Genomic DNA, 22,587 nt, shown 5'->3' on the forward strand with positions numbered 1-22,587 from the left:
ACGCCTGCCGGGCTGGCCCCGGCCGGACCCGGACAACCTCCCAGGTCCGGCCGACAGACCGCCGACAGAGCGGTCCGCGCACCGACGGACGGCCGACACGACGAGCGGTCACCCCCGGAACGTGAGGGTGGCGTAGCCGGAGTCGTCGGCCGCGTCGGTGTCCCCGGGGATCGACGTGCGCACGCTGATCTGCGCGTAGCGGGGCGCCTGGCGGCTGAGGTTCTCCACGGTGACCTCGCGGGTGTGTGTGCCGCCCGGGGGTATCGCCGGCACGGGCGCGGTGTAGGTGGTGGTCTGGCCGTTGTTGGCGCGGGTCACCTGGCAGTCGGGTCCGGCGCCCATCGTGTTGGAGAAGACCTGGACGAGGTTGACCGTGATCGTCATGGTGCCGGGCGAGGACGGGGTGGTGCCGCGGTTGGTGAGGACGACCGGGACCGAGGCCCTGCTCCAGGTGGGCCAGTTGACCGACACGGCCGTGCTCACGTCCGGCGGCCCCGTGGTCCGGTAGCGGGGCGCGGCGGCGGTCCCGGGGTCGAGGCCGGGCAGCACGGCGAGGACGCCGTCGTCGCGCAGCACGGCGACCGAGTCGGTGGCCGGGCGGCCGAGGTCGCTGGTCGCCCAGTACGGCGGGGCCTTGTCGCCGGGCTGGGGCGGGCGCCCGCCGTTGTAGAGGACGAAGTTCTCGTCGCCCTGCATCACGGCGCAGTGGGGGCCTGACGCGGGGGTGCCGACGCGGCGGGCGGCGCCCTGGTCGAAGGCCGTCCAGTAGGCGCGGCCGGTGTCCGGGGCCCGGTCCGCCCCGGCGACGCAGAGCAGCAGGTTGCCGTCGTCGCGCAGCAGGGCGGCGAAGCGGCCGTTCGCCGAGGTCAGGTAGTCGCCGGAGGCCAGCCATTCGCCGGTGCGCAGGCAGCTGCCGCGGTGGTGGCGCAGGACCGGGTAGGCCAGGGTGGTGCGCCAGAGCACGGGTACGGCGTCGAGGTGGGCCTGGTCGGGTTCGCCCTGGGCCGTGTCGTGCAGGCGCAGGTTGCCGTCGGGGCCCAGCGAGAGGCAGTAGCCGCCCCGGTTGCGCAGGATGGAGGTGTTGGTGGCCCAGTACGCCTGGCCCAGCCGGGACGGGTCGGGTCCGGTGTAGAGGACCAGGTTGCCGTCCAGCTGCATCATGGCGAAGTACTGGCCGTTCGTCTGGGCCGGGTTGAAGGTGAAGTACGGGTTCCCCATGTGGCCGGGTCCGTCGTCGAGGACCAGCGAGTAGTAGCGGCGCGCCGGGTCGGGGCTCCCGTCCGGTCTGGCGAAGCAGAGGAGCAGGTCGCCGTTGCCCTGCATCAGGGCCGCGTACGCGTTGCCGTTCGGTCCCCCGCCGCAGGACAGCCAGTCCCCCACGCGCAGGTACTCCCCGGCTCTCAGCAGCCAGCCCAGGTTCTCGCCCACGATCTCGCCCCCCATCGGCGGCCGCGCGGCCGCCCTCCGCCGGAGGGTCCCGCCGGGAGCGTCGATCGTCAACGGAAAACGCTTGCACCCTGCGCGGACACCGCGCCACGGCCCCCTTCGGTCCCGCTCCCCGGTCGGGGTCAGTCCCTGATCCCCAGGTCCTCGCGCATCAGGGTCCGCATCGCCACCAGGCGCGGCGCGGCGGCGCGCACGGCGGTGAGGAGGGTCCCCGCGCTCTCCTCGCCGCGCGGCAGGCCCCGGTCGACGCGCTTGGCCGCCGCGTCCACCTCGGCGAGCACCTTGTTCAGCTCCCGCGAGGCCTCCATCACGCGGAGCGGGACGATCATCTGGGCCGCGGCGTAGCGGTCGCGGTACTCGCGGCGGGACTCCTCCAGGCGGGTGCGGTCGTCGTCGGTGTAGAGGCCGTCGCGCATCCGGTGCAGGGCGTCCTTGAGGAGGGTGTGGAACTGCTCGGAGGCCCGGTTCATCGCCGTGTACGCCTCGCGCCGCTCCTCGAACGACCGTCTGCGCTCCGCCTCCCGGAGCTCGGCGGCACGCTGGCGAGCGAGGAACCGCTGCGGGAGCACCGCGCCGAGCAGGGCCCCGCCGACCCCGGCCGCCGCGGTGATCGCGGTCGCTATCGCGTCTGACATGCGCGGACCCTATCGCGGGGCGGGGACGTCCAGTGGGGCGCACGGCCCGGGCCGGGAAGGTCGCGGGGCGGGGCCCGCGCGCCGTGCGGTCCGCGCGGCGGGCTTCACAAGTCCGTGACACCGCGGGGCTGGTGCACGGGTACGGATCTTCACTAGGTTCGCGCCATGTCCCCCAACGGACCGGCGGCGGCCGGTGGTCTCGGTGCGCGCGTGCGCGTCGGGTACGGGCTCGGCTCCTTCGCCACCGGCACGTTCGGCACGGTGCCCGGCCTGCTGCTGCTCTACTACCTCACCGATGTCCTCGCCGTCGCGCCCGGCATCGCGGGCCTGCTCGTCTTCCTGCCCAAGGCGTGGGACGTGCTGCTCAACCCGTGGATCGGCAGTCTCTCCGACCGCAGCGGCGGGGCCCGTTGGGGGCCGCGCCGCTCGTGGATGCTGCTCGGGGCGGTGACGCTGCCGGTCTGCTTCGCGGCGATGTTCGCCGCGCCCGGCGGGCTCGCGGGCGGCCCCGCGGCGGTGTACGTGGCCGTGCTCTTCCTGCTCTCCGCGTCCGCGTACGCCTGCTTCCAGGTGCCGTACGTCGCGCTGCCCGCCGAGCTCACGGCGGACCCCGACGAGCGGGCCCGGATCATGTCGTGGCGGGTGGCGTTCCTGGCCGTGGCCATCCTGCTGTCGGGAGCGGTGGCGCCCCTGCTCGCCGGGGACGGTGCGAACGGCCGGGGCGACGCGGCCGGTTACCGTCTGATGGGCCTGGTCGTCGGGGGCGTGCTCGCCGCCGGGATGGTGGCCTCGGTGGTGGCGACGGCGGGTGCCCGCAGTGTCGTACGGACCGTCAGCGAGCCGAATCTGCGGGCGCAGTTGCGTGCCGCCCGGGGGAACGCGCCGTTCGGCTGGCTGCTCGGCGCGTTCGTGGTGCAGGCGGCGGCCACCGGCCTGATGCTCGCCGGGACGCAGTACTTCGCCACGTACGTCCTGGGGCGGCCGGGCGCGACGACGTACCTCTTCGCCTGCCTGATCGTTCCCTCGCTGCTGGCGATGCCGCTGTGGCTGGCCGTCGGGCGGCGGACCGGCAAGCGCGACGCGGCGGTCGCGGCCTCGCTGTGCTTCCTGGTGGGCGCGCTGGGCGGGGCCGCGGGCCGTGAGCTGCCGAGCGGCCTGGTGTACGGCGCGGTGGCGCTCGGCGGGGTCGGGTACGCGGGGATGCAGATGCTGCCGATGGCGATGCTCGGGGACGCGGTCGCCGCCGACGCCTACCGCAGCGGCCGGCGCAGGGCCGGGGTGTTCACCGGCCTGTGGACGGCGGGCGAGACGCTCGGACTCGCCCTGGGTCCGGGCCTGTTCGGGCTCGTCCTGTCGCTCGACGGCTTCGTGCCGTCCGACGCGGCGCACCGCGTCGAGCAGCCCGGCTCGGCGCTGACCGCGATCGTCGTCGGCTTCGGCGCGCTGCCCGCCGTGCTGCTCGCGCTGAGCCTTCCGCTGCTCGCCCGCTACCGCCTCACCGAGGCCGAACTGACCCGGCTGCGCGACGCGTCCGCTACCGCCGCCGAGCCGCCCGACCGCCCCGGCGACCGGGACGAGGAGTCCGTGTGACCGCCCCTTCCGAGTGGAGTACCCGCGTGAACCCTGCCGACGAAGCCCTCCTCGCGCGCCTCGCCGCGCTGCGCGAGGGCGACCTGCCGGTGCGCGGCGGGCGCACCATGGCGTACGTCTACGACTCCGGGCTGGCCGGTCTCGAAGAGCTCGCGCACGCCGCCCAGGCCGCGTTCGCCGGGGTCAACGGCCTGGACATGACGGCGTTCCCGAGCGTGGTGCGCCTGGAGAACGACCTGGTGCGCCGCGCCACCGAGCTGCTCGGCGGGAGCGCGGGCACCTTCACCAGCGGGGGCACCGAGAGCTGTCTGCTCGCCGTCCTGACTGCTCGTCAGCACGCCGCGCGCGCACGGGGGATCACCGATCCGGAGCTGGTGCTCCCGGAGACCGCGCACGCGGCCTTCCACAAGGCGGCCGAGCTGTTCGGGCTGCGCGTGGTGAGCGTGCCGGTCGACCCCGGCACCTTCCGGGTGCGGCCCGCCGACGTGGCGGCCGCGCTCGGCGACCGTACCGCCCTCGTAGTCGTGTCCGCGCCCTCGTACGCCCACGGCGTCGTCGACCCCGTCGCCGAGGTCGCCGCCGAGGCCGGGCGGCGCGGCGTGCCGTGCCACGTCGACGCGTGCATCGGCGGCTGGTACCTCGGCCACCTGCGCACCGCGTCCGGCCAGGACGTGCCGGAGGTGGCGGAGTTCGACCTGCGCACGCCGGGCGTGACGTCCCTCTCCGTCGACCTGCACAAGTACGGGTACACCGCCAAGGGCGCGTCGCTGCTGCTGTTCCGCGCCCCCGGCATGCGCCGCCACGGCTGGTTCGCGCACGCCTCCTGGCCGGGCTACCCGGTCGTCAACTCCACGCTCCAGGGCACCAAGTCGGCCGGTCCGCTGGCCGCGGCCTGGGCCGTCACCGAGCGCCTGGGCACCGAGGGGTACGCCGCGCTGTCGCTGCGGGTGCACCGGGCGACCCGGGCCCTGGCCGAGGGCGTCGGGCGCGTCGAGGGGCTGCGGCTGCTCGCCGAGCCGGACGCGTCCCTGCTCGCCGTGGCGTCGGACGACCCGGACGTCGACGTGTTCGTGGTGGCGGACGAGATGCGCGCGGCCGGCTGGTACCTCCAGCCGCAGCCCGCCTTCGGGGCCTCCCCCGCCAACCTCCACCTGACGGTCACCGCCGCGGTGGCCGACGACGCGACGGTCGCGCTGCTCCTGGCCGAGCTGGCGGAGGCGGTGGTACGGGCCCGCCGCCACGGACCCGTACGCGTCGACCCTGCCCTGGTCGAGGCGGCGGCAGCGCTCGACCCCGACGCGCTGACCCCGGAGGAGGTGGAGCTCGCCCTGGCCCTGGCCGGTGTCGGCGAGGGCGGGGCGCTGCCCGCGCGGATGGCGCCCGTGCTCGCGGTGCTCCAGGCGCTGCCGGCGCGGCTGGGCGAGCGCCTGCTGCCGGAGGTCATCGGGCGGCAGTACCGGCTCTGAGGACGCGGCACGGACGCAGGGACCCGCGGACCCGCGGACCCGCGGACCCGTACGACAATGGCGTCCATGGATCCGATCACCGCGCGCTCCCTGCTCCCCGTCGCCCTGGAGGAGGCCCGCCTCGGCCTCGCCGAGGGCGGCGTACCGATCGGGGCGGCGCTGTACGGGCCGGACGGGCGGCTCCTGGGGCGCGGGCGCAACCGCCGCGTCCAGGACGGCGACCCCTCGGCGCACGGCGAGACGTCGGCGTTCCGCGCCGCCGGACGGCAGCGGAGTTATCTCGGGACGACGATGGTCACCACGCTGTCGCCGTGCTGGTACTGCAGCGGTCTGGTGCGCCAGTTCGGCATCTCGCGCGTCGTCGTCGGCGAGGCCGAGACGTTCCACGGCGGGCACGACTGGCTGGCGGAGCACGGCGTCGAGGTGGTCGTCCTGGACGACCCCGAGTGCGTGGAGCTGATGCGCGGCTTCATCGCGGCCCGGCCGGACCTGTGGTCGGAGGACATCGGCGCGTCCTGAGCCGGGCGCGCCCGTGCCCCGGCGCGGGGCACCGGGGCACGGGGACCGGCTCGGGTTCGTCAGGCCTTGTGCTGCATGGAGCCGCGGGCCGGGTTGCCCTGCTCCGCCTTCTTCGGGTCCTTCTCCTCCGCCTTGGCGCGCACGCCCTGCTCGATGCGCTCGCCGAGGGCCTTGTCGATCCGGGACCAGTAGGCGAACGCCCGCTGGAGCACCGGTTCCGTGACGCCGTTGAGCAGGTGTCCGACCACGTTGTCCACGAGCCGTTCGCGGGCCGCGTCGTCGAGGACCTCGCGGACCATGGTCCCGGCCTGGCCCCAGTCGTCGTCCTCGGCGTGGTCGACGTAGGCGGCCCGGGTGATGGCCCCGTCCGCCTCCCAGCTGGGCGGGGTCCCGTACCGCTCGGTGTCGGCGGCGGGCCCGCCCTTGGAGTTGGGCGCGTAGACCGGGTCGCTGGTCTTGCGGTACGCCATCGCGCCGTCCTTGGAGTACGTGTGGACGGGCACCACGGGCGCGTTGACCGGCAGCTGCTGGTAGTTGCCGCCGATGCGGTGGCGGTGCGCGTCGGCGTACGAGAACAGCCGCGCGAGCAGCATCCGGTCCGGGCTCGGGCCGATGCCGGGGACCAGGTTGCTGGGCTGGAAGGCGGCCTGCTCGATCTCCGCGTGGTTGTCGGTCGGGTTGCGGTCCAGGGTCATCCTGCCGACCTCGGTCAGCGGGTAGTCGGCGTGCGGCCAGACCTTGGTGAGGTCGAACGGGTTGAAGCGGTAGCCCGCCGCGTCCTCGTACGGCATCACCTGGACGTACAGCGTCCAGCTCGGGTGGTCGCCGTCGCGGATGTGCTCGAAGAGGTCGCGGGTGTGGTAGTCGGTGTCGACGGCGGCCATCTGGTCGGCCTCGTCCTGGGTGAAGAAGTCGACGCCCTGGTCGGTCTTGAAGTGGTACTTCACCCAGAACCGCTCGCCCTGGGCGTTGATCCACATGTAGGTGTGCGAGGTGTAGCCGTTCATGTGGCGCCAGGTGCGCGGGACGCCCCGGTCGCCCATCAGCCAGGTCACCTGGTGCGCGGACTCCGGGGAGAGCGTCCAGAAGTCCCACTGCATGTCGTGGTCGCGCAGGTTGTTGTCGGCCCGGCGCTTCTGGGAGCGGATGAAGTGCTGGAACTTCATCGGGTCCTTGACGAAGAACACCGGCGTGTTGTTGCCGACCATGTCGTAGTTGCCTTCGCTGGTGTAGAACTTCACCGCGAAGCCGCGCGGGTCGCGCCAGGTGTCCGGGCTGCCGCGCTCACCCGCCACCGTGGAGAACCGGGCCACCAGGTCGGTCGTGGTGCCCGGCTGGAACACGGCGGCCTTGGTGTACGCGCTGACGTCCTGGGTCACCTCGAAGCGGCCGAACGCGCCGCTGCCCTTGGCGTGCGGCTGGCGCTCCGGGATGCGCTCGCGGTTGAACTGCGCCATCTGCTCGATCAGGTAGGCGTCCTGGAGCAGGATCGGTCCGCCCGGGCCGACGGTGAGCGAGTGTTCGTCGCTCTCGACCGGGGCACCGGAGTCCGTGGTGGTCGCGTGCGGGGTGTCGGTCAAGGATCTGCCTTTCCTCGGGGGGGCCGGCGCGGGGACGGCGCGGGGCGTGATCACTGGAGCACGGGTAACCCTCGGCGAACGCCGTCAAACATGGGCGAAACGCCGGGCCGGCGGCCCGGTGGCCCGTTTGGGAGGGGCCGTGCCGGACAAGCGGGGGGTGTCGCCGGAAGGACCTGCGGCGCGTCCCCGCGCCGCCCGTCCGGCGGACCGCACCTGGAGGTACCGACATGGCCGAGAACATCTGGAGCTTTCCGAACACCGCCGGTCACACCCCGGACATCGACCTGACGGGATACCGGGTCGAGGCGACCGACGGGGCCATCGGCAAGGTCGACAAGCACACCGACGAGGCCGGGCCGCAGTACATCGTGGTGGACACGGGCGTGTGGATCTTCGGCAAGGAGGTGCTCCTGCCGGCGGGCACCATCATGAGCATCAACATGACCGCGAAGACGATCCAGGTGGCCCGGACGAAGGACGAGATCAAGAACGCGCCCGAGTTCCAGCGGGACCGCCACCTGACCGACCACGGCTACTTCGAGCAGGTCGGCATGTACTACGGCGCGGCCCCCGGCGCCTGGCCCCTGGGCCCCGGCCCGCACGGCCTGACCGGCTGAGCGCCCGCTCCCGGGGTGCATCCGGACGGGCGCGCGGACGGAAGTGGTGCACGAAGGGTTCGAGGGAGCCGCCGCCCTCGCGGGCGCCGGCGCACCACCGGGAGGAGGGCGGCATGCGCGGCTGGGGTCCTCGCGCGGCCGGGCGGCGCCGCAGGCTGCGCTTCGACGGCTGGATCGCCGGGCTCGGCACCGCCTCGGGGACGCGCCTGGTCGTCGGCCACTGGCCGCGCTCGCCGTTCGGCCCCTTCAGCGACGTGATGGCCGAGCACCCCGACGGGCAGCGGGTGCTGCTCGCCCCGACGCGGGAGACGGCGGACTTCATCCGTCGTACGTACTCCTTCGACGCCGTCCGCGTCGTGCCCGTCGCCGTCCGCCACGCCGGCCGGACCTGGACGGTGACCGCCGGGCCGCTGGACCTGCGCTTCACCACCGGCCGCCGCGGCCCCCTCGGCCTGCTCCTGCGGGCCGTGCCCGGGCCGCTGGCGAGCCGACCCCTGTGGAGCGCCCTGACCGACCGGCCCGCCCGGCTGCTGATGCCCGGGGTGCGGACGCGGGGCACGGCCGGACGGGGGCGGCGCGAGTGGTACGGGGCACGGGACCTGCACCCGGTCGTGGGCGTCACGGCGACCTGGCAGGGCGCGGACCTCGGCGGCCTCGCCCCGGTGTCGCCGCCCGTCCGCTTCGGCTTCGGCTCCGCGCCGCGCGCCCCCTCGCTCACCCGGATCACCACGACGGTGGAGGTGGGCGCGGGCGAGGAGGACCGGGCGGGCTGATTGGAGCGGGGCGGCGCGGGTAAGCGGGGCTGGCCGCCCGGCCCGAGCCGGAAGGGTACGGGGCGGCGCCTGGCCTCCCCGCCCGGCACCACCCACCTCACCCTCCGGCCGAGGAAGGCCATGACCAGTACGCAGGAGCAGCCCGCGCCGATGACGTCCCCGATACCGGGAGCGGCGCCCGGCGCGTCCGCCGAGGAGCGCATCGGGCGCATCCGCAGACGGCTGGAGCGGCTGATCGGGATCGCCGCCACCGAGGGCAACAGCCTGAAGCCGCTGCGCAACGGCGACCGGATCTTCGCCGCGATGCTCGCCGCGATCCGGGGCGCCGAGCACACCGTGGACATGATGACGTTCGTGTACTGGAAGGGCGACATCGCCCGTGACTTCGCCGAGGCGCTCGCGGAGCGGGCCCGGGCGGGCGTGCGGGTGCGGCTGCTCCTCGACGGCTTCGGCAGCCGGCTGATCGAGACCGACCTGCTCGACGCGATGGAGCGGGCCGGGGTGCAGATCGCCTGGTTCCGCAAGCCGATGTACCTCTCCCCGCTCAAGCAGAACCACCGCTGCCACCGCAAGGTCCTGGTGGTGGACGAGGAGACGGCCTTCACGGGCGGCGTGGGCATCGCCGAGGAGTGGTGCGGGGACGCCCGCGACGCGCACGAGTGGCGCGACACCCACGTCGAGGTCCGGGGCCCGGCGGTGGACGGGATCGCGGCGGCGTTCGCCCAGAACTGGGCCGAGTGCCACGACGAACTCTTCGACGAGCGGGACCGCTTCATCCGGCACGAGCCGCGGGGCAGCGCGATCGTGCAGGTGGTGCGCGGTTCGGCCAGCTTCGGCTGGCAGGACATGCAGACGCTGATCCGGGTGATGCTGGAGTCCTCGGAGGAGCGCTTCCGGCTGGCGACCGCGTACTTCTCCCCCGACCGGTACTTCATCGACCTGCTGTGCGCGACGGCCCGCCGCGGCGTCGAGGTGGAGATCCTGCTGCCGGGCCCCCACACCGACAAGCGGGTGTGCCAGCTGGCCGGCCAGCACTACTACGAGGACCTCACGGCCTGCGGCGTGAAGATCCACCAGTACCAGCCGACGATGATGCACGCGAAGGTCATCACGGTCGACGGCGTCGCCTCGCTGATCGGCTCCACGAACTTCAACCGCCGTTCGCTGGACCACGACGAGGAGGTGATGCTCGCCGTGCTGCACGAGGAGTTCACCGCCGCGCTGGACGCGGACTTCGACGCGGACGTGGCGGCGAGCGTGCTGATCAGGCCGGGGCGCTGGAAGCGCCGCTCGGTGCTCCAGCGGGCCAGGGAGCTGGCCGTGCAGCCGATCCGCCGGTTCCTGTGATCCCGTGATGCTGTGATCCTGTGATCCTGTGAGGCCGGATCCCGTACGACCTGGGCAGGTGTCCCCACGGCCGGGGCGGGTCCTCGCGCGGCTTGCTCCGGTGCCCCGGGCCTCCTCCGTGCACGCCCCGCCCGACGGGGGCCGTAGCCCCTCGGGCAAGATCGGCCCATGACCCAGACCAGCAGACGCACCGTCCTCGCCTCCGTCGCCGCCGTCGCGGCGGCCCTGCCCACCCTGAACGCGGTGGTCGGCAAGGGCGCCACCCCGGCCGCGGCGGCCGACCAGTACGCGTCGAACACCGACCTCTACACCCGTACGGCAGCCAAGGAGGGGACCGACTGGCAGCGGCGGTTCCGGATCGGCGCGCCCGTGCAGGTCACGGACAACGTCCGCGCCACCAGCAGCCCCGTGAACAGCACCGCCGTGATCGCGCCGCACGGCGGCGGCATCGAGGCGGGCACCAGCGAACTGTGCCTCGCCGTCGCCGGGTACGCGCCCTTCGACGTCGACGTGGACCCGGCGGGTGCCGCGGTGGCCGGACAGCCGCAGCGGGACTACTGGATGTTCGAGGCGCTCGCCAACTCGGCCGCCCAGCACGTCACCTCGACGCACTGCGACGACCCGGCGGCCCTCGCCGTGTGCGCGAACAACCTCTACGCCGTCTCGCTGCACGGCTTCTCCGACACCGCCGTCAAGAAGGTGATCATCGGCGGCCGGGACGAGCGCCTGCGGCGCAACCTGGCCGCCGCGTTCGCCGCGCACGGCCTGGGTCCCTCGGCGACCGACCCCGACCGGAGCGTCACGGTGGTCCTCGCGGGCGGCGACGACCCGATCAACGGCGACGACCCGGCGAACATCGTCAACCGCACCCGCAGCGGGGCGGGCGCGCAGCTGGAGATCTCCACGGCCCTGCGCAAGGCGATGTTCGGCGACTTCTCGGGCGCGGCCAAGCGCCGGACGACGGCCGGTGTGCCGAGCGCCGAGAGCCCGGCGGCCGACCACTTCTGGAACGCCTTCGTGGACGCGGTGCGCGAGGCCGTCCGCAACCACGAGCTGGGCCTGACCGCGCTGTAGTGCGTCGGGTGGGAGGGGCGGGCCCGGCTCCGGGCCCCGTCCTCGCGGCGCGGGGCGGGGCCCGCTGCGCGCCGACAATCCCCTCGCCGTCGTCCGCCCCGGGCGGATAGGTTCGGCGGCATGTCCGATCACTCTCCTGACCAGCCCTTCGTGCCCGCCGACTTCGACGTGCCCCTCGCCCTCGCCGGGGACGGGTTCCGCCTCGAACCGCTGGGGGCGCGGCACAACGACGCCGACCTGGCCGCCTGGACGTCGAGCATCGCGCACATCCGCGCCACCCCCGGCTTCGCGGAGGGCGGGTGGCCGCCCGCCGACGGGATGAGCGCCGAGGCCAACCTGCGGGACCTGGAGCGGCACGCGGCCGACTTCGCGAAGCGGTCCGGCTTCACGTACACCGTCCTGGACGACGCGGACGTGGTCGTCGGGTGCCTGTACATCTACCCGTCGCGCGAGAAGCCGGGCGTGACCGACGTCAACTCCTGGGTGCGCGCGGACCGGAGCGAGCTGGACGGTCCGGTGCACGAGGCGGTGTCGGCGTGGCTGGCCGAGCGCTGGCCCTTCGGGACGGTGGACTACCGGCCGCTGTAGCGGGCCGGTCCAGGACGGGCTCGAACACGGTTTCCACGGCAGGGTGGTTGCGCGGACCCGGACGCCGGGACGACGCTGAGGCATGGACTACGTCGCGCACTTCCGCCGCGAAGTGGAGGACTTCGGCGTCGCGGTCCGCTCGGCGTCCCGGCGGGCGCGGGGCGGGGGCGCCGTCCCCGTGCCGTCGTGCCCGGGCTGGTCGCTGGGGGACCTGGTGTTCCACCTCGGGGCGCAGCAGCGCCGCGTCGCGCACGTCGTCGGGCACGGGCTGCTGGAGCCGCCGCCCGACGACGTGCTGCTCGGGATCCCGGAGTCGGCCGCCGGGCTCCGGCCGCGCCGGGACGGGACGGGCCCGTGGACCGGGCCGGTGCCCGAGGGGTTGCTCGACTGGTTCGCGCAGGGCGCCGAGGAGCTGGCCGCGCTGTTCGCCTCGCGTGATCCGGCCGAGCGGGTGTGGACCTGGTCGGCGGAGCGGTCGGTCGGGTTCTGGGCCCGGACGCAGGCGATCGAGGCGGCGGTGCACCGCTGGGACGCGCAGGACGCGCTGGGCGCGCCCGGAGCGCTGGACCGGGAGCTGGCCGTGGACGCGGTCGGCCACACCTTCGAGGTGATGGCCCCGGCCCGGCGGGCGGCGCGGGACGCGCCGCCGGGTGGGGGTGAGCGGCTGCGGTTCCGCCAGTCGGACGGCTTCCACGTGTGGGTCGTACAACTGGAGGACGAGGTGCTGCTGTACCGGGGCAGCGAGTGCTGTCTGGTGGAGCTGACCGCGACCGCGTCGGAGCTGGCGCTCTTCCTGTGGCACCGGATCCCGAAGGACGGCCTGGAGGTGCGCGGGGACGCGGCGCTGCTCGACCGCTGGTTCAAGCTGGTGCCGCCGGTGTGAGCGGCATGGCGGCGGGCACCCGAGGGCGCCCGCCGCCGTGCACGGACTCACACCGACTCGCACAGGACATCAGACGGACTCAGCCTGGCCCAGACGGGCTCAGACGGGCTCAGGCGGGCTCAGGCGGGCTCAGGCGGGCTCAGGCGGGCTCAGACCGTGAGGACGATCTTGCCCCGGGTGCGTCCCTGTCCGCTCAGCCGCCATGCGTCCGCCGCCTCGGCCAGCGGGAAGGTGCGGTCGACGTGGACGCTGAGCTTCCCGGCGTCGGCGAGCTTCGCCAGTTCGGCCAGGTCGGTGGCGTCCGGGCGCACCCACAGCGAGTGGCCGCCCTTCTCGGCGGCGGCCTGGTCGGCGATGGAGACGAGGCGCTCGGGGCCGCCGCGCAGCAGGGCCAGCGAGAGGTCGACGACGCCGTCGCCGACGAAGTCGAGTGCGGCGTCCACGCCGTCGGGGGCGAGGGCGCGGACCCGCTCCTCGAGTCCCTCGCCGTAGGTGACCGGCTCGGCGCCGAGGTCGCGCAGGAAGTCGTGGTTGCGCTCGCTGGCGGTGCCGATGACCCGGGCGCCGAGCGCGGCCAGGATCTGCACGGCGAACGCGCCGACGCCGCCGGAGGCCGCGTGCACGAGGACGGTCTCGCCCGCCCGCACGCCGGCGCGCTGGACGGACTGGTACGCGGTGAGCCCGGCGAGCGGCACGCCGGCGGCCTGCTCCCAGCTGAGCGCGGCGGGCTTGCGGGCGAGGGTGCGGACGGGGGCGGAGACCAGTTCGGCGTACGCGCCGTTCTGCGCCCAGTCCTTGCGTACGTAACCGAACACCTCGTCGCCGACCTGGTACTCGGGTGCGTCCAGGCCGACCGCCTCGACGACGCCCGCGACGTCCCAGCCGGAGACCAGCGGGAAGCGGACCTCCATGATCGGGTCCAGGTATCCGGCGGCGAGCTTCCAGTCCACCGGGTTGACCCCGGCCGCCTTCACCCGCACCAGGACCTCACCGGGCGCCACCTTGGGCGCGGGCAGGTCGACGAGCCGCAGGTCGTCGGCGGATCCGTACTTTTCGAGTGCAACTGCCTTCATGGTCGCCATGAACACCACGTATGCCCGGATCATTCCCGGCCATAACGGGGGCCTCGGCGAGAGGCCCTCGATTCGGCGCCGGGAGCGCGCCCGGATCCGCGCCCGTCAGGGCGGCGGGAAAACGCCAGTTCAGAGCCCCGGACGCGACCCCCGGCCGCAGGGCATGCGGTTGACATTCCTTTTGGGGCCCGCATAGCTTGCGCACGACGAGGCGCTCCGGGTCCTGGGCCGAGCGCGCGAGGCGGGGAAGCGAGGGTGACCATCGTGCACGCAGCCGACGGCATACCCGTTCGCCGTGCCCGCCGCCTCCTGCTGTGCGCCGACCGCTGCGTCGACCTGCTGCGCGTCAACAGCGCCCTGTGTACGGGCCGTTCGCGCACCCTCGACCTCGCCTGACGGCTCCCCGCCGCCCCGCACTCCTCGTCCCGCGCCCCGCTCCCCGTCGCCGCCGAGCCCGGACGCCCTCCCGAACACGGAGACCCGTATCGCCATGTCCGCCACCTCGTCCCACATCCTGGACAATCCTGCCTGGGCCGCCCTCACCGGGCCGCACGCGCACTTCGCCGAGCGCGTCGGGCGCGCCGCCCGCTATCCGCGCGACGTCTCCCCCTTCACCGCCCTCCAGGACCCCGCCGACCCGCTGGCCTGGGCCGATCTCGCCGAGCTGATCGGGCCGGGGGCCGCCGTGGCCGTCACCGGGCTGCGCTCCGTGCCCGCGGGCTGGACCCTCGAACAGAGCGGGGACGGTGTCCAGCTGGTGGACACCTCGCTGCGCGCCGAGCCCGCCCCCGAGGCCGTGCGGCTCGGTGCCGCCGACGTGCCCGAGATGCTCGACCTGATCGCCCTGACCCAGCCGGGCCCCTTCCTGCCCCGCACCGTCGAACTGGGCACCTACCTCGGCATCCGCGAGGGCGGGCGGCTCATCGCGATGGCCGGCGAGCGACTGCACCCGCCCGGCTGGACCGAGATCAGCGCCGTGTGCACCCACCCCGACCACCGGGGGCGCGGTCTGGCCACACGGCTGGTGCGCGCCGTCGCGGCGGGCATCCGGGAGCGCGGCGAGACGCCCTTCATGCACGCGGCCGCGAGCAACACCGGGGCGATCGGGCTCTACGAGTCGATCGGCTTCACGCTGCGCCGCCGCACCAAGTTCTCCCTGGTCCGCTCCCCCGAGGCGCCAACCGCCGTACCCGAGTGGCAGGTCGACGCCTGCGTGGGCCCGGTGCTCGCCCCGGCCCGTCCCGTACGAGAAGAGTCCGCGCACGCGGAACAAAGGGCATAGCCGTGCTGTTGTCCTGGTTCACGAGCCGTCCCCGCCCCCTGCGCCAAGGGGTCGGGCCGGACGGCCGACGCGGGGCCCGGGGACCCCGGGCCGGAAGGGTGACGGTGAGGCTCGTGCACGCCAAGTCCCCACTCCCCGAGGCCTGTTCGACGCGCCCGCGCCGCCTCTACCTGTACTCCCGGCCGCACATCGACCTGGTGCGCGTCGCCGGCGCGCTCTGTCGCCCCTGACCGTGACCCCCGCGGCCGGCCCGTCTCCCGGGACCGGCCCCTCCCCGTGTGCCACCGCACCGGGCCCCGCCCCGCCGCGCGCACCCGCGCAGCCGGGGGCGGGCACCTCCGGGCGCCTGACCAGGAAGGTCTCACTCGCGTGTCCTCCGCATCCCCGTCCTCCTCTTCCCCCTCCTCTCCCCCGCTGCACCTGGCCGTCGCCCTCGACGGCGCGGGCTGGCACCCGGCGGCGTGGCGCGAGCCCGTCGCGCGGCCCCGGGACCTCTTCTCCGCCGCCTACTGGGCCGATCTCGTCACCGAGGCCGAGCGCGGCCTGCTGGACTTCGTGACCATCGAGGACGGCCTCGGCCCGCAGTCCTCCCGGCTCCTGGACCCGGACGACCGCACCGACCAGGTGCGCGGGCGCCTCGACGCGGTGCTGATCGCCGCCCGGGTGGCCCCGCTGACCCGGCACGTCGGCGTGGTGCCGACCGCGGTCACCACCCACACCGAGCCGTTCCACCTGTCGAAGGCGATCGCCACCCTCGACTACGTCAGCACGGGCCGCGCGGGCGTGCGCGTGCAGATCACCGCACGCCCGAACGAGGCCGCCCACTTCGGGCGCCGCGACGTGCCCCGCCTCCCGGACGGGGGCTACGGCACCGCCGAGGCACAGGAGTTGGTGCGGCCGCTGTTCGAGGAGACCGCGGACTACGTCGAGGTGGTCCGCCGGCTCTGGGACAGCTGGGAGGACGACGCCGAGATACGGGACGTGGCCACCGGCCGCTTCATCGACCGCGACAAGCTGCACTACATCGACTTCGAGGGCCAGCACTTCAGCGTCAAGGGCCCCTCGATCACCCCGCGCCCGCCGCAGGGGCAGCCCCTCGTGACGGCCCTGGGGCACGCGAGCGTCCCGTACCGGCTGATCGCCCGCGCCACCGACGTCGGCTTCGTCACCCCGCACGACGCCGGCCAGGCCCGCGCCATCGTCGACGAGATCCGCGCCGAGCAGACGGCGGCGGGGCGCGCGGACGAGACCCTGCACGTCTTCGGCGACCTGGTCGTCTTCCTCGACGAGGAGCCGGACGCGGCCGCGGCGCGACGGGCCCGCCTTGAGGAACTGGCCGGGGAGGCGTACGAGAGCGACGCCCTGGTCTTCACCGGCACGCCCGCCCAACTGGCGGACCTGCTGGTCGAGTTCCGGGCCGCCGGGCTGACCGGCTTCCGGCTGCGCCCGGCCGTCACCGGACACGACCTGCCCGCGATCACCCGGGGCCTGGTGCCCGAGCTCCAGCGGCGGGGCCTCTTCCGCGACGCGTACGAGGCCGACACCCTGCGCGGCCTGCTCGGCCTGCCCCGCCCCGCCAACCGCTACGCCGCCACCCCGGCCGCCTGAGCCCCAAGGACACCGTCATGAGCAAGCCGCTCAAGCAGATCCACCTCGCGGCCCACTTCCCGGGCGTGAACAACACGACCGTGTGGAGCGACCCCAAGGCCGGCAGCCACATCGAGTTCAGCTCCTTCGCGCACTTCGCGCAGACCGCCGAGCGCGCCAAGTTCGACTTCCTGTTCCTCGCCGAGGGCCTGCGACTGCGCGAACAGGGCGGTCACATATACGACTTGGACGTGGTCGGGCGACCGGACACCTTCACCGTGCTGGCCGCGCTGGCCGCCGTCACCGACCGCCTCGGCCTCACCGGCACCATCAACTCGACCTTCAACGAGCCCTACGAGGTGGCCCGCCAGTTCGCCAGCCTCGACCACCTGTCCGCGGGGCGGGCCGCGTGGAACGTGGTCACCTCGTGGGACGCCTTCACCGGCGAGAACTTCCGGCGCGGCGGCTTCCTGCCGCAGGAGGAGCGCTACTCGCGCGCCCAGGAGTTCCTGTCCACGACGCACGAGCTGTTCGACTCCTGGCGCGGCGACGAGATCGCCGCCGACCAGGCGACGGGCACCTTCCTGCGGGACGCGGCGGCGGGGGCCTTCGCCCACACCGGTCAGCACTTCGACATCCAGGGCCGGTTCAACGTCCCGCGCAGCCCCCAGGGCCGTCCGGTGATCTTCCAGGCCGGGGACTCCGAGGAGGGCCGCGAGTTCGCGGCGGCGAGCGCCGACGCCATCTTCAGCCGGTACGCGACCCTGGAGGACGGCCAGGCGTTCTACGCCGACGTCAAGGGCAGGCTGGCCCGCTACGGCCGCCGCCACGACCAGCTGCTGATCCTCCCGGCCGCCAGCTTCGTGCTCGGCGACACCGACGCCGAGGCCGAGGAGCACGCCCGCGAGGTGCGGCGGCTGCAGGTGAGCGGGGCGACGGCGCTGAAGCACCTGGAGTTCGTCTGGAACCGCGACCTGTCCGGGTACGACCCGGACGGGCCGCTGCCCGACGTGGACCCGCTGCTCGGGGAGCACACCGTGGCGCGCGGCCGGGCCCAGGTGCGGATGTACCGCGACCCGCTGGCGATCGCCCGCGAGTGGCGCGAGCGGGCCGCCGCCAACAACTGGTCCATCCGCGACCTGGTCATCGAGACCGGCAACCGGCAGACGTTCGTCGGCTCCCCCGCCACGGTCGCCGCGGCCATCGACGACCTGGTGCAGGCGGACGCCAGCGACGGCTTCATCCTGGTGCCGCACGTCACCCCGGGCGGCCTCGACGACTTCGCCGACCGGGTCGTGCCGCTGCTCCAGGAGCGCGGCACGTTCCGTACGGAGTACGAGGGCACGACGCTCCGCGACCACCTGGGCCTGGACCACCCGGACGGGGCGCGCGAGGAGCTGCCCGCCGCCGTGGCCGCCGGGAACTGAGGGGGCGCCATGTCGGACATCCCCCTGGGCGTCCTCGACCTGGTGCCCGTGCCGTCCGGCTCCACGGCGGCCGGGGCGCTGCGGAACTCCCTGGACCTGGCGCGCCGGGCCGAGCAACTGGGCTACGCCCGCTACTGGTTCGCGGAGCACCACCTCAACCCGGGAGTGGCCGGGTCCTCACCGGCCGTGGTCCTCGCCCTCGCCGCGTCGGCCACCTCCACGATCCGGCTCGGCTCGGGCGCGGTGCTGCTCGGGCACCGCACCGCGCTGGCCACGGTCGAGGAGTTCGGCCTGATCGACGCGCTGCACCCGGGCCGCATCGACCTGGGCCTCGGCCGCTCGGGGGGCCGTCCGCCGGGCGGCTCCCCGGCGTCCGGGCCCGCCCCCTCGGGCCGTACGGCGCCCAGGACACCGGTCGTGGACGGGCGAGCGCCCAACGGGCTCCTCGTCCCGCCGCCGTTCTCCTTCGCCCACCTGCTCGGCTCGCCCCGCGTGGCACTGCTGCAGCGGCTGCTGCACCTGCCGGGAGCGCACTCGCAGCCGTACGGCGAGCAGATCGACGACGTCCTGGCGCTGCTGGCCGGGACGTACCGGTCCGAGGACGGCCTGGAGGCCCACGCGGTGCCCGGCGAGGGCGCGGACGTCGAGGTGTGGATCCTGGGCAGCGGCGCCGGGGAGAGCGCCGAGACGGCGGGCCGGGGCGGGCTGCGGTTCGCGGCCAACTACCACGTCAGCCCCGGGACCGTCCTGCAGGCGGTGGACGCCTACCGGGACGCCTTCCGCTCGTCGGACGTACTGGAGAAGCCGTACGTGAGCGTGTCGGCGGACGTGGTCGTGGCCGAGGACGACGCGACCGCGCGCGAGCTGGCCACCGGCTACGGGCTCTGGGTGCGCAGCATCCGTACCGCCGAGGGGGCGATCCCCTTCCCCACGCCGGAGGAGGCACGGGCCCACGGCTGGTCGGAGGAGGACCGTGAGCTGGTGAGGGACCGCGTCGAGACACAGTTCGTGGGGTCGCCGGGCAGGGTCGTGGAGCAGCTGGCCCGGCTCCAGGAGGCCACCGGGGCGGACGAGTTGCTGATCACCACGATCACGCACGACCACGCCGACCGGGTGCGTTCGTACGAGCTGCTCGCCGAGGAGTGGCGGGCGGCCTGAGGCGGTGGGGGTGCCGGCGCGGATCGCGTCGGCACCCCCGGACCTATCCGAGGAGTTCGCGCACGAGTGGGCCGACCTGGTCCGTCTCGATCAGGAACCCGTCGTGGCCGTGCGCGGAGGCGATCATCCGCAGCCCGTCCGCGCCGGGGATCGCGGCCGCCAACTCCCGCTGCTGCGCGGGCGGGTAGAGCCGGTCGGAGTCGACCGCGGCGACCAGGGTCCGCGCGGTGATCCGGCGCAGGGCCGCCCGGGTCCCGCCGCGTCCGCGCCCGACGTCGTGGCTGTTCATGGCCTCGGCGAGGGTGACGTAACTGCCGGCGTCGAAGCGGCGCACCAGCTTGGCGGCGTGGTGGTCGAGGTAGGACCCGACCTGGTACCGACCGCCGCGCCACGGGTCCTCCGCCGCCTGGGCGGCGCGGCCGAAGCGGGCCTGGAGTTCGGGTTCGCTGCGGTACGTGACGTGGGCCAGGCGCCGGGCGAGGCCGAGTCCGGCGTGCGGGCCGCGGCCGGGTCCCGCGTCGTGGTAGTCGCCGCCGTGCCACCGCGGGTCGGCGCGGATCGCGTGCAGCTGGATGTCGGCCCAGGCGATCTGCTCGGCACTGGCCGCCGCCGTGGTGGCGACGAGCAGCAGCGCGTCCACCCGCTCGGGCCGACCCGCCGCCCACTCCACCGCGCGCATCCCGCCCATGGACCCGCCGAGCACCAACGCCCAGCGCTGGATATCCAGTTCGTCGGCGAGTCCGGCCTCGGCGGCGACCTGGTCGCGCTGGGTCAGGAACGGGAAGGCCGACCCCCAGGCGCGGCCGTCCGGGCGCGCCGAGGCGGGACCGGTGCTGCCCTGGCAGCCGCCGAGGACGTTGGGAGCGACGACGAACCAGCGGTCGGTGTCCAGCGGGCGGCCCGGTCCGATCAGCGCGTCCCACCAGCCGGGCGTCGGGTGGCCGGGGCCGGCGGGCCCGGCGGCGTGGCTGTCGCCGGTGAGGGCGTGCAGGACGAGCACGGCGTTCGCGCGGTCGGGCGCGAGGGTGCCCCACGTCTCGTACGCGAGCCGTGCGCCCGCCAGTTCGCCCCCGGCCTCCAGGGCGAGCGGCTTCCCGGCGGCGTACCAGAGCCTGCGGCCCGCCGGGTCCCCCTCCCGCCACGCCCCGGAGGCGGGCGGGAGGGGCGGCGCCGACCGGGGCCGTACGGTGCTCAGGACGCGCCCCGCTCCGCGTCCGCGGTCCCGCCGCCGTCGGCGCCCTTGGCCGCGCGGAAACCGGCCTCCAGATCGGCCTTGAGGTCGGCCAGGTTCTCGATGCCGACGGACAGCCGCACCAGGCCGGGCGAGGTCCCGGTGGCGGCCAGCTGCGCCTCGTCCAGCTGGCTGTGGGTGGTGGACGCGGGGTGGATGATCAGGCTGCGCACGTCGCCGATGTTGGCCAGGTGGCTGAAGAGCTCCACGGCGTCCACGAACCGCTTCCCGGCCTCCACTCCGTCGCGCAGTTCGAAGGCCAGGACCGCGCCCGCGCCGCGCGGCAGGTAGCGCTGCCCGGCCTCGTACCAGCGGTTGGACTCCAGGCCCGGGTAGTGGACGGCGGCGACCTCGTCGCGCCCCTCCAGCCACTCGGCGAGGGCCTGGGCGTTGGCGGAGTGCCGCTCGATGCGCAGGCTCAGCGTCTCCACGCCCTGGAGCAGCAGGAACGCGGAGTGCGGGGCGATCGCGGGCCCCAGGTCGCGCAGCAGCTGCACCCGCAGCTTCACGGCGAAGGCGCCGGGGCCGAGGGCCGGCCAGTAGCGCAGCCCGTGGTAGCTGGGGTCCGGCTCGCTGAAGTCGGGGAAGCGCTCGGGGTGCGCGCCGAAGTCGAAGCCGCCGCCGTCGACGACGACCCCGCCGATGGTGGTGCCGTGGCCGCCGAGGAACTTGGTCGCCGAGTGCACCACGATGTCGGCGCCGTGCTCCAGCGGCCGCAGGAGGTAGGGGGTGGGCACGGTGTTGTCGATGATGAGCGGGACGCCCTCCGCGTGGGCGACGTCGGCCACGCCGCGCACGTCGAGGACGTTGCCGCGCGGGTTGCCGAGGCTCTCGGCGAACAGGGCCTTGGTGTTCGGGCGGATCGCGGCCCGCCAGGCGTCGAGGTCGTCCGGGTCGTCGACGAAGGACACCTCGATGCCGAACTTCGGCAGGGTGTGCCGGAAGAGGTTGTACGTGCCGCCGTACAGGGACGTGCTGGACACGAGGTGGTCGCCCGCCGAGGCGAGGGTCAGGATGGCCAGCGTCTCGGCGGCCTGCCCGGAGGCGAGGGCCACGGCGGCGACACCGCCTTCCAGGGCGGCGACGCGCTGCTCGAAGACGTCCTGGGTGGGGTTGTGGATGCGGGTGTAGATGTTGCCGGGCTCGGCGAGGGCGAACAGGTCGGCGGCGTGCCGGGTGTCGCGGAAGACGAACGAGCTGGTCTGGTAGATGGGCGTGGCCCGGGCCCCGGTGGCGGGGTCGGGCGCGGCCCCGGCGTGGACCTGCTTGGTCTCGAACGACCAGGCGGAGGTGTCGGGCCCCTGGGGCGCGTCCTCGGGGGTGTGGCCGGCGGTGACGGCGTCGACGGGCTGGGACTCGGGCTGGCTCATGGGACTCCCTGGTGCGGGGTGCGGAGGCGTGCGCGGACGCACGCGTACCGGCGTACGGGGACGCGGACGTGCGGGGGCACGGAGGTGCCGGGGTGCGTACGGGGCGGCGCGCCGGGCGCGTTGCGGGCAGCACGCCTCAACGGGCGGTGCAAGAAGGGGTGTTCGAGATCCCGGGCGCCGAGCGGGGCGTCAGCTCGTGGCGGGACAGGCCGTGGTGGTGACACGCACGTAGTCCACGTGGCGGCGGGTCACGAGCACGGTCATGCGGCCAGCAAACCACACGTCGGCCGCGGACTTCCAGGAAACCCCGCAACCGCCGGGCCGCCGCGCGGAAATGGGTGGCGCAGGATGCTGCCTGGCGCCCTAGGGTGACCGGGTGACGACTCAGGTGATCGTGCTCAACGGTGGTTCCAGCTCGGGCAAGTCCGGGATCGCGCGGTGCCTCCAGGCGGTCCTGCCGGATCCCTGGCTGACCCTCGGCACGGACACCCTCGTGGACGCCCTGCCCGCGTCCCTGACGTCCTCGGACTCCGGCATCGCGTTCGCCGACGACGGCGGGGTGAGCGTCGGGCCCGGGTTCCGCGTGGTCGAGGCGGCGTGGATCGAGGGGGTCGCCGCGATGGCCCGCGCGGGCGCCCGGGTCGTCGTCGACGAGGTGTTCCTCGGCGGGGCGTCCTCGCAGGAGCGCTGGCGCAAGGCCCTCGTCGGCCTCGGGGTGCTCTGGGTCGGGGTGCGGTGCGACGCGGAGGTGGCCGCCGGGCGCGAGGTCGCGCGGGGCGACCGCACCGCCGGAATGGCCGCGTCCCAGGCGGAGTTGGTGCACCGGGGCGTGTCGTACGACCTGGAGGTCGACTCCACGCACGCGGAGGCCGTGGAGTGCGCGCGGGTCATCGCCGCCCGGGTGCGGTGAGGCTCGACCTCCGGACCGTGCCGGACGCCCG

General features: G+C 74.6%; 22 protein-coding genes. 16 read left to right on the plus strand and 6 right to left on the minus strand.

The features are described 5' to 3' along the window. Window positions 1-108 precede the first annotated feature (108 nt). Window positions 109-1,500 carry a hypothetical protein gene (locus ABT160_RS05200; protein WP_351643736.1) on the minus strand — a complete coding sequence of 464 codons (1,392 nt, stop codon included), beginning with the start codon at window positions 1,498-1,500 and terminating at the stop codon, window positions 109-111. A gap of 68 nt (window positions 1,501-1,568) precedes the next feature. Then, the gene (locus ABT160_RS05205; RefSeq protein ID WP_351643738.1) at window positions 1,569-2,081 is read right to left on the minus strand and encodes a hypothetical protein; all 513 of its coding nucleotides are present in this window, start codon (window positions 2,079-2,081) and stop codon (window positions 1,569-1,571) included. Between the two features lie 165 nt (window positions 2,082-2,246). Here ABT160_RS05205 and ABT160_RS05210 point away from each other — a divergent pair, with 165 nt between their 5' ends. The 3 genes from ABT160_RS05210 to ABT160_RS05220 all read left to right on the plus strand — a co-directional run bounded on the left by ABT160_RS05210 (window position 2,247) and on the right by ABT160_RS05220 (window position 5,656). Further along, a complete protein-coding gene (locus ABT160_RS05210; protein WP_351643740.1) occupies window positions 2,247-3,671 on the plus strand; it encodes an MFS transporter in 1,425 nt (474 codons plus the stop codon). 26 nt (window positions 3,672-3,697) lie between these two features. Continuing rightward, entirely contained in the window at window positions 3,698-5,137 is a 1,440-nt protein-coding gene (locus ABT160_RS05215; RefSeq protein WP_351643741.1) for a pyridoxal phosphate-dependent decarboxylase family protein, read from the plus strand. Between the two features lie 66 nt (window positions 5,138-5,203). Beyond that, on the plus strand, window positions 5,204-5,656 hold the full coding sequence (locus ABT160_RS05220) for a nucleoside deaminase (RefSeq protein ID WP_502984162.1): 453 nt from the start codon (window positions 5,204-5,206) through the stop codon (window positions 5,654-5,656). Window positions 5,657-5,715: 59 nt separating this feature from the next. On the opposite strand, the gene ABT160_RS05225 is transcribed toward ABT160_RS05220, so the two are convergent. Then, the gene (locus ABT160_RS05225; RefSeq protein ID WP_351643745.1) at window positions 5,716-7,236 is read right to left on the minus strand and encodes a catalase; all 1,521 of its coding nucleotides are present in this window, start codon (window positions 7,234-7,236) and stop codon (window positions 5,716-5,718) included. A 227-nt stretch (window positions 7,237-7,463) separates the two neighbouring features. On the opposite strand from ABT160_RS05225, the gene ABT160_RS05230 reads away from it, so the two are divergent. The 6 genes from ABT160_RS05230 (at window position 7,464) to ABT160_RS05255 (ending at window position 12,518) form a co-directional block, all read left to right on the plus strand. After that, on the plus strand, window positions 7,464-7,853 hold the full coding sequence (locus ABT160_RS05230; protein ID WP_351643746.1) for a PRC-barrel domain-containing protein: 390 nt from the start codon (window positions 7,464-7,466) through the stop codon (window positions 7,851-7,853). Window positions 7,854-7,966: 113 nt separating this feature from the next. Beyond that, the gene (locus ABT160_RS05235; protein ID WP_351643748.1) at window positions 7,967-8,626 is read left to right on the plus strand and encodes a hypothetical protein; all 660 of its coding nucleotides are present in this window, start codon (window positions 7,967-7,969) and stop codon (window positions 8,624-8,626) included. Between the two features lie 120 nt (window positions 8,627-8,746). Next, complete coding sequence (locus ABT160_RS05240; RefSeq protein WP_351643751.1) at window positions 8,747-9,973, plus strand: phospholipase D-like domain-containing protein; 1,227 nt, start codon at window positions 8,747-8,749, stop codon at window positions 9,971-9,973. Window positions 9,974-10,141: 168 nt separating this feature from the next. Then, complete coding sequence (locus ABT160_RS05245) at window positions 10,142-11,047, plus strand: poly-gamma-glutamate hydrolase family protein (RefSeq protein ID WP_351643752.1); 906 nt, start codon at window positions 10,142-10,144, stop codon at window positions 11,045-11,047. 120 nt (window positions 11,048-11,167) lie between these two features. Continuing rightward, a complete protein-coding gene (locus ABT160_RS05250; RefSeq protein ID WP_351643755.1) occupies window positions 11,168-11,635 on the plus strand; it encodes an N-acetyltransferase in 468 nt (155 codons plus the stop codon). 82 nt (window positions 11,636-11,717) lie between these two features. Then, window positions 11,718-12,518, plus strand: a complete 801-nt coding sequence (locus ABT160_RS05255; RefSeq protein ID WP_351643756.1) for a maleylpyruvate isomerase N-terminal domain-containing protein — start codon at window positions 11,718-11,720, stop codon at window positions 12,516-12,518. A gap of 149 nt (window positions 12,519-12,667) precedes the next feature. On the opposite strand, the gene ABT160_RS05260 is transcribed toward ABT160_RS05255, so the two are convergent. Next, window positions 12,668-13,591, minus strand: coding sequence for an NADP-dependent oxidoreductase (locus ABT160_RS05260; protein WP_351644183.1), 924 nt, complete (start codon window positions 13,589-13,591; stop codon window positions 12,668-12,670). A gap of 255 nt (window positions 13,592-13,846) precedes the next feature. Here ABT160_RS05260 and ABT160_RS05265 point away from each other — a divergent pair, with 255 nt between their 5' ends. The 6 genes from ABT160_RS05265 (at window position 13,847) to ABT160_RS05290 (ending at window position 19,045) form a co-directional block, all read left to right on the plus strand. After that, a complete protein-coding gene (locus ABT160_RS05265; RefSeq protein ID WP_351643758.1) occupies window positions 13,847-13,987 on the plus strand; it encodes a hypothetical protein in 141 nt (46 codons plus the stop codon). Between the two features lie 94 nt (window positions 13,988-14,081). Continuing rightward, on the plus strand, window positions 14,082-14,873 hold the full coding sequence (locus tag ABT160_RS05270; protein WP_351643760.1) for a GNAT family N-acetyltransferase: 792 nt from the start codon (window positions 14,082-14,084) through the stop codon (window positions 14,871-14,873). A gap of 113 nt (window positions 14,874-14,986) precedes the next feature. After that, the gene (locus ABT160_RS05275) at window positions 14,987-15,103 is read left to right on the plus strand and encodes a putative leader peptide (protein ID WP_351643761.1); all 117 of its coding nucleotides are present in this window, start codon (window positions 14,987-14,989) and stop codon (window positions 15,101-15,103) included. 139 nt (window positions 15,104-15,242) lie between these two features. Beyond that, window positions 15,243-16,481, plus strand: coding sequence for an LLM class flavin-dependent oxidoreductase (locus ABT160_RS05280; RefSeq protein ID WP_351643763.1), 1,239 nt, complete (start codon window positions 15,243-15,245; stop codon window positions 16,479-16,481). Between the two features lie 17 nt (window positions 16,482-16,498). Then, window positions 16,499-17,887 carry an NtaA/DmoA family FMN-dependent monooxygenase gene (locus tag ABT160_RS05285; protein WP_351643766.1) on the plus strand — a complete coding sequence of 463 codons (1,389 nt, stop codon included), beginning with the start codon at window positions 16,499-16,501 and terminating at the stop codon, window positions 17,885-17,887. A 9-nt stretch (window positions 17,888-17,896) separates the two neighbouring features. After that, on the plus strand, window positions 17,897-19,045 hold the full coding sequence (locus ABT160_RS05290; protein WP_351643768.1) for an LLM class flavin-dependent oxidoreductase: 1,149 nt from the start codon (window positions 17,897-17,899) through the stop codon (window positions 19,043-19,045). 43 nt (window positions 19,046-19,088) lie between these two features. Here the strand turns inward: ABT160_RS05290 and metX are convergent, their stop codons facing one another. Both metX and ABT160_RS05300 read right to left on the minus strand, forming a co-directional pair. Beyond that, window positions 19,089-20,240, minus strand: coding sequence for a homoserine O-acetyltransferase MetX (metX, locus tag ABT160_RS05295; RefSeq protein ID WP_351644186.1), 1,152 nt, complete (start codon window positions 20,238-20,240; stop codon window positions 19,089-19,091). After that, the gene (locus ABT160_RS05300) at window positions 20,237-21,646 is read right to left on the minus strand and encodes a bifunctional o-acetylhomoserine/o-acetylserine sulfhydrylase (protein ID WP_351643770.1); all 1,410 of its coding nucleotides are present in this window, start codon (window positions 21,644-21,646) and stop codon (window positions 20,237-20,239) included. Before ABT160_RS05300 ends, metX begins: the two co-directional genes overlap by 4 nt. Window positions 21,647-22,022: 376 nt before the next feature. On the opposite strand from ABT160_RS05300, the gene cpt reads away from it, so the two are divergent. Then, window positions 22,023-22,556: a chloramphenicol phosphotransferase CPT gene (cpt, locus tag ABT160_RS05305; protein WP_351643773.1), complete on the plus strand. Its 534-nt coding sequence runs from the start codon at window positions 22,023-22,025 to the stop codon at window positions 22,554-22,556. Window positions 22,557-22,587: the final 31 nt, after the last annotated feature.

It is taken from the genome of Streptomyces sp. NPDC001941, assembly GCF_040296945.1.
GTDB lineage: Bacteria > Actinomycetota > Actinomycetes > Streptomycetales > Streptomycetaceae > Streptomyces.

Excerpts from the sequence above, each read along its gene's own strand:
- ABT160_RS05260 (WP_351644183.1), bottom strand. The coding sequence starts at position 13,591 with ATGAAGGCAGTTGCACTCGAAAAGTACGGATCCGCCGACGACCTGCGG.
- ABT160_RS05205 (WP_351643738.1), bottom strand. The coding sequence starts at position 2,081 with ATGTCAGACGCGATAGCGACCGCGATCACCGCGGCGGCCGGGGTCGGC.
- ABT160_RS05270 (WP_351643760.1), top strand. The coding sequence starts at position 14,082 with ATGTCCGCCACCTCGTCCCACATCCTGGACAATCCTGCCTGGGCCGCC.
- ABT160_RS05250 (WP_351643755.1), top strand. The coding sequence starts at position 11,168 with ATGTCCGATCACTCTCCTGACCAGCCCTTCGTGCCCGCCGACTTCGAC.
- ABT160_RS05245 (WP_351643752.1), top strand. The coding sequence starts at position 10,142 with ATGACCCAGACCAGCAGACGCACCGTCCTCGCCTCCGTCGCCGCCGTC.
- ABT160_RS05235 (WP_351643748.1), top strand. The coding sequence starts at position 7,967 with ATGCGCGGCTGGGGTCCTCGCGCGGCCGGGCGGCGCCGCAGGCTGCGC.
- ABT160_RS05290 (WP_351643768.1), top strand. The coding sequence starts at position 17,897 with ATGTCGGACATCCCCCTGGGCGTCCTCGACCTGGTGCCCGTGCCGTCC.
- ABT160_RS05255 (WP_351643756.1), top strand. The coding sequence starts at position 11,718 with ATGGACTACGTCGCGCACTTCCGCCGCGAAGTGGAGGACTTCGGCGTC.
- ABT160_RS05300 (WP_351643770.1), bottom strand. The coding sequence starts at position 21,646 with ATGAGCCAGCCCGAGTCCCAGCCCGTCGACGCCGTCACCGCCGGCCAC.
- ABT160_RS05210 (WP_351643740.1), top strand. The coding sequence starts at position 2,247 with ATGTCCCCCAACGGACCGGCGGCGGCCGGTGGTCTCGGTGCGCGCGTG.
- ABT160_RS05220 (WP_502984162.1), top strand. The coding sequence starts at position 5,204 with ATGGATCCGATCACCGCGCGCTCCCTGCTCCCCGTCGCCCTGGAGGAG.
- ABT160_RS05240 (WP_351643751.1), top strand. The coding sequence starts at position 8,747 with ATGACCAGTACGCAGGAGCAGCCCGCGCCGATGACGTCCCCGATACCG.
- ABT160_RS05230 (WP_351643746.1), top strand. The coding sequence starts at position 7,464 with ATGGCCGAGAACATCTGGAGCTTTCCGAACACCGCCGGTCACACCCCG.
- ABT160_RS05285 (WP_351643766.1), top strand. The coding sequence starts at position 16,499 with ATGAGCAAGCCGCTCAAGCAGATCCACCTCGCGGCCCACTTCCCGGGC.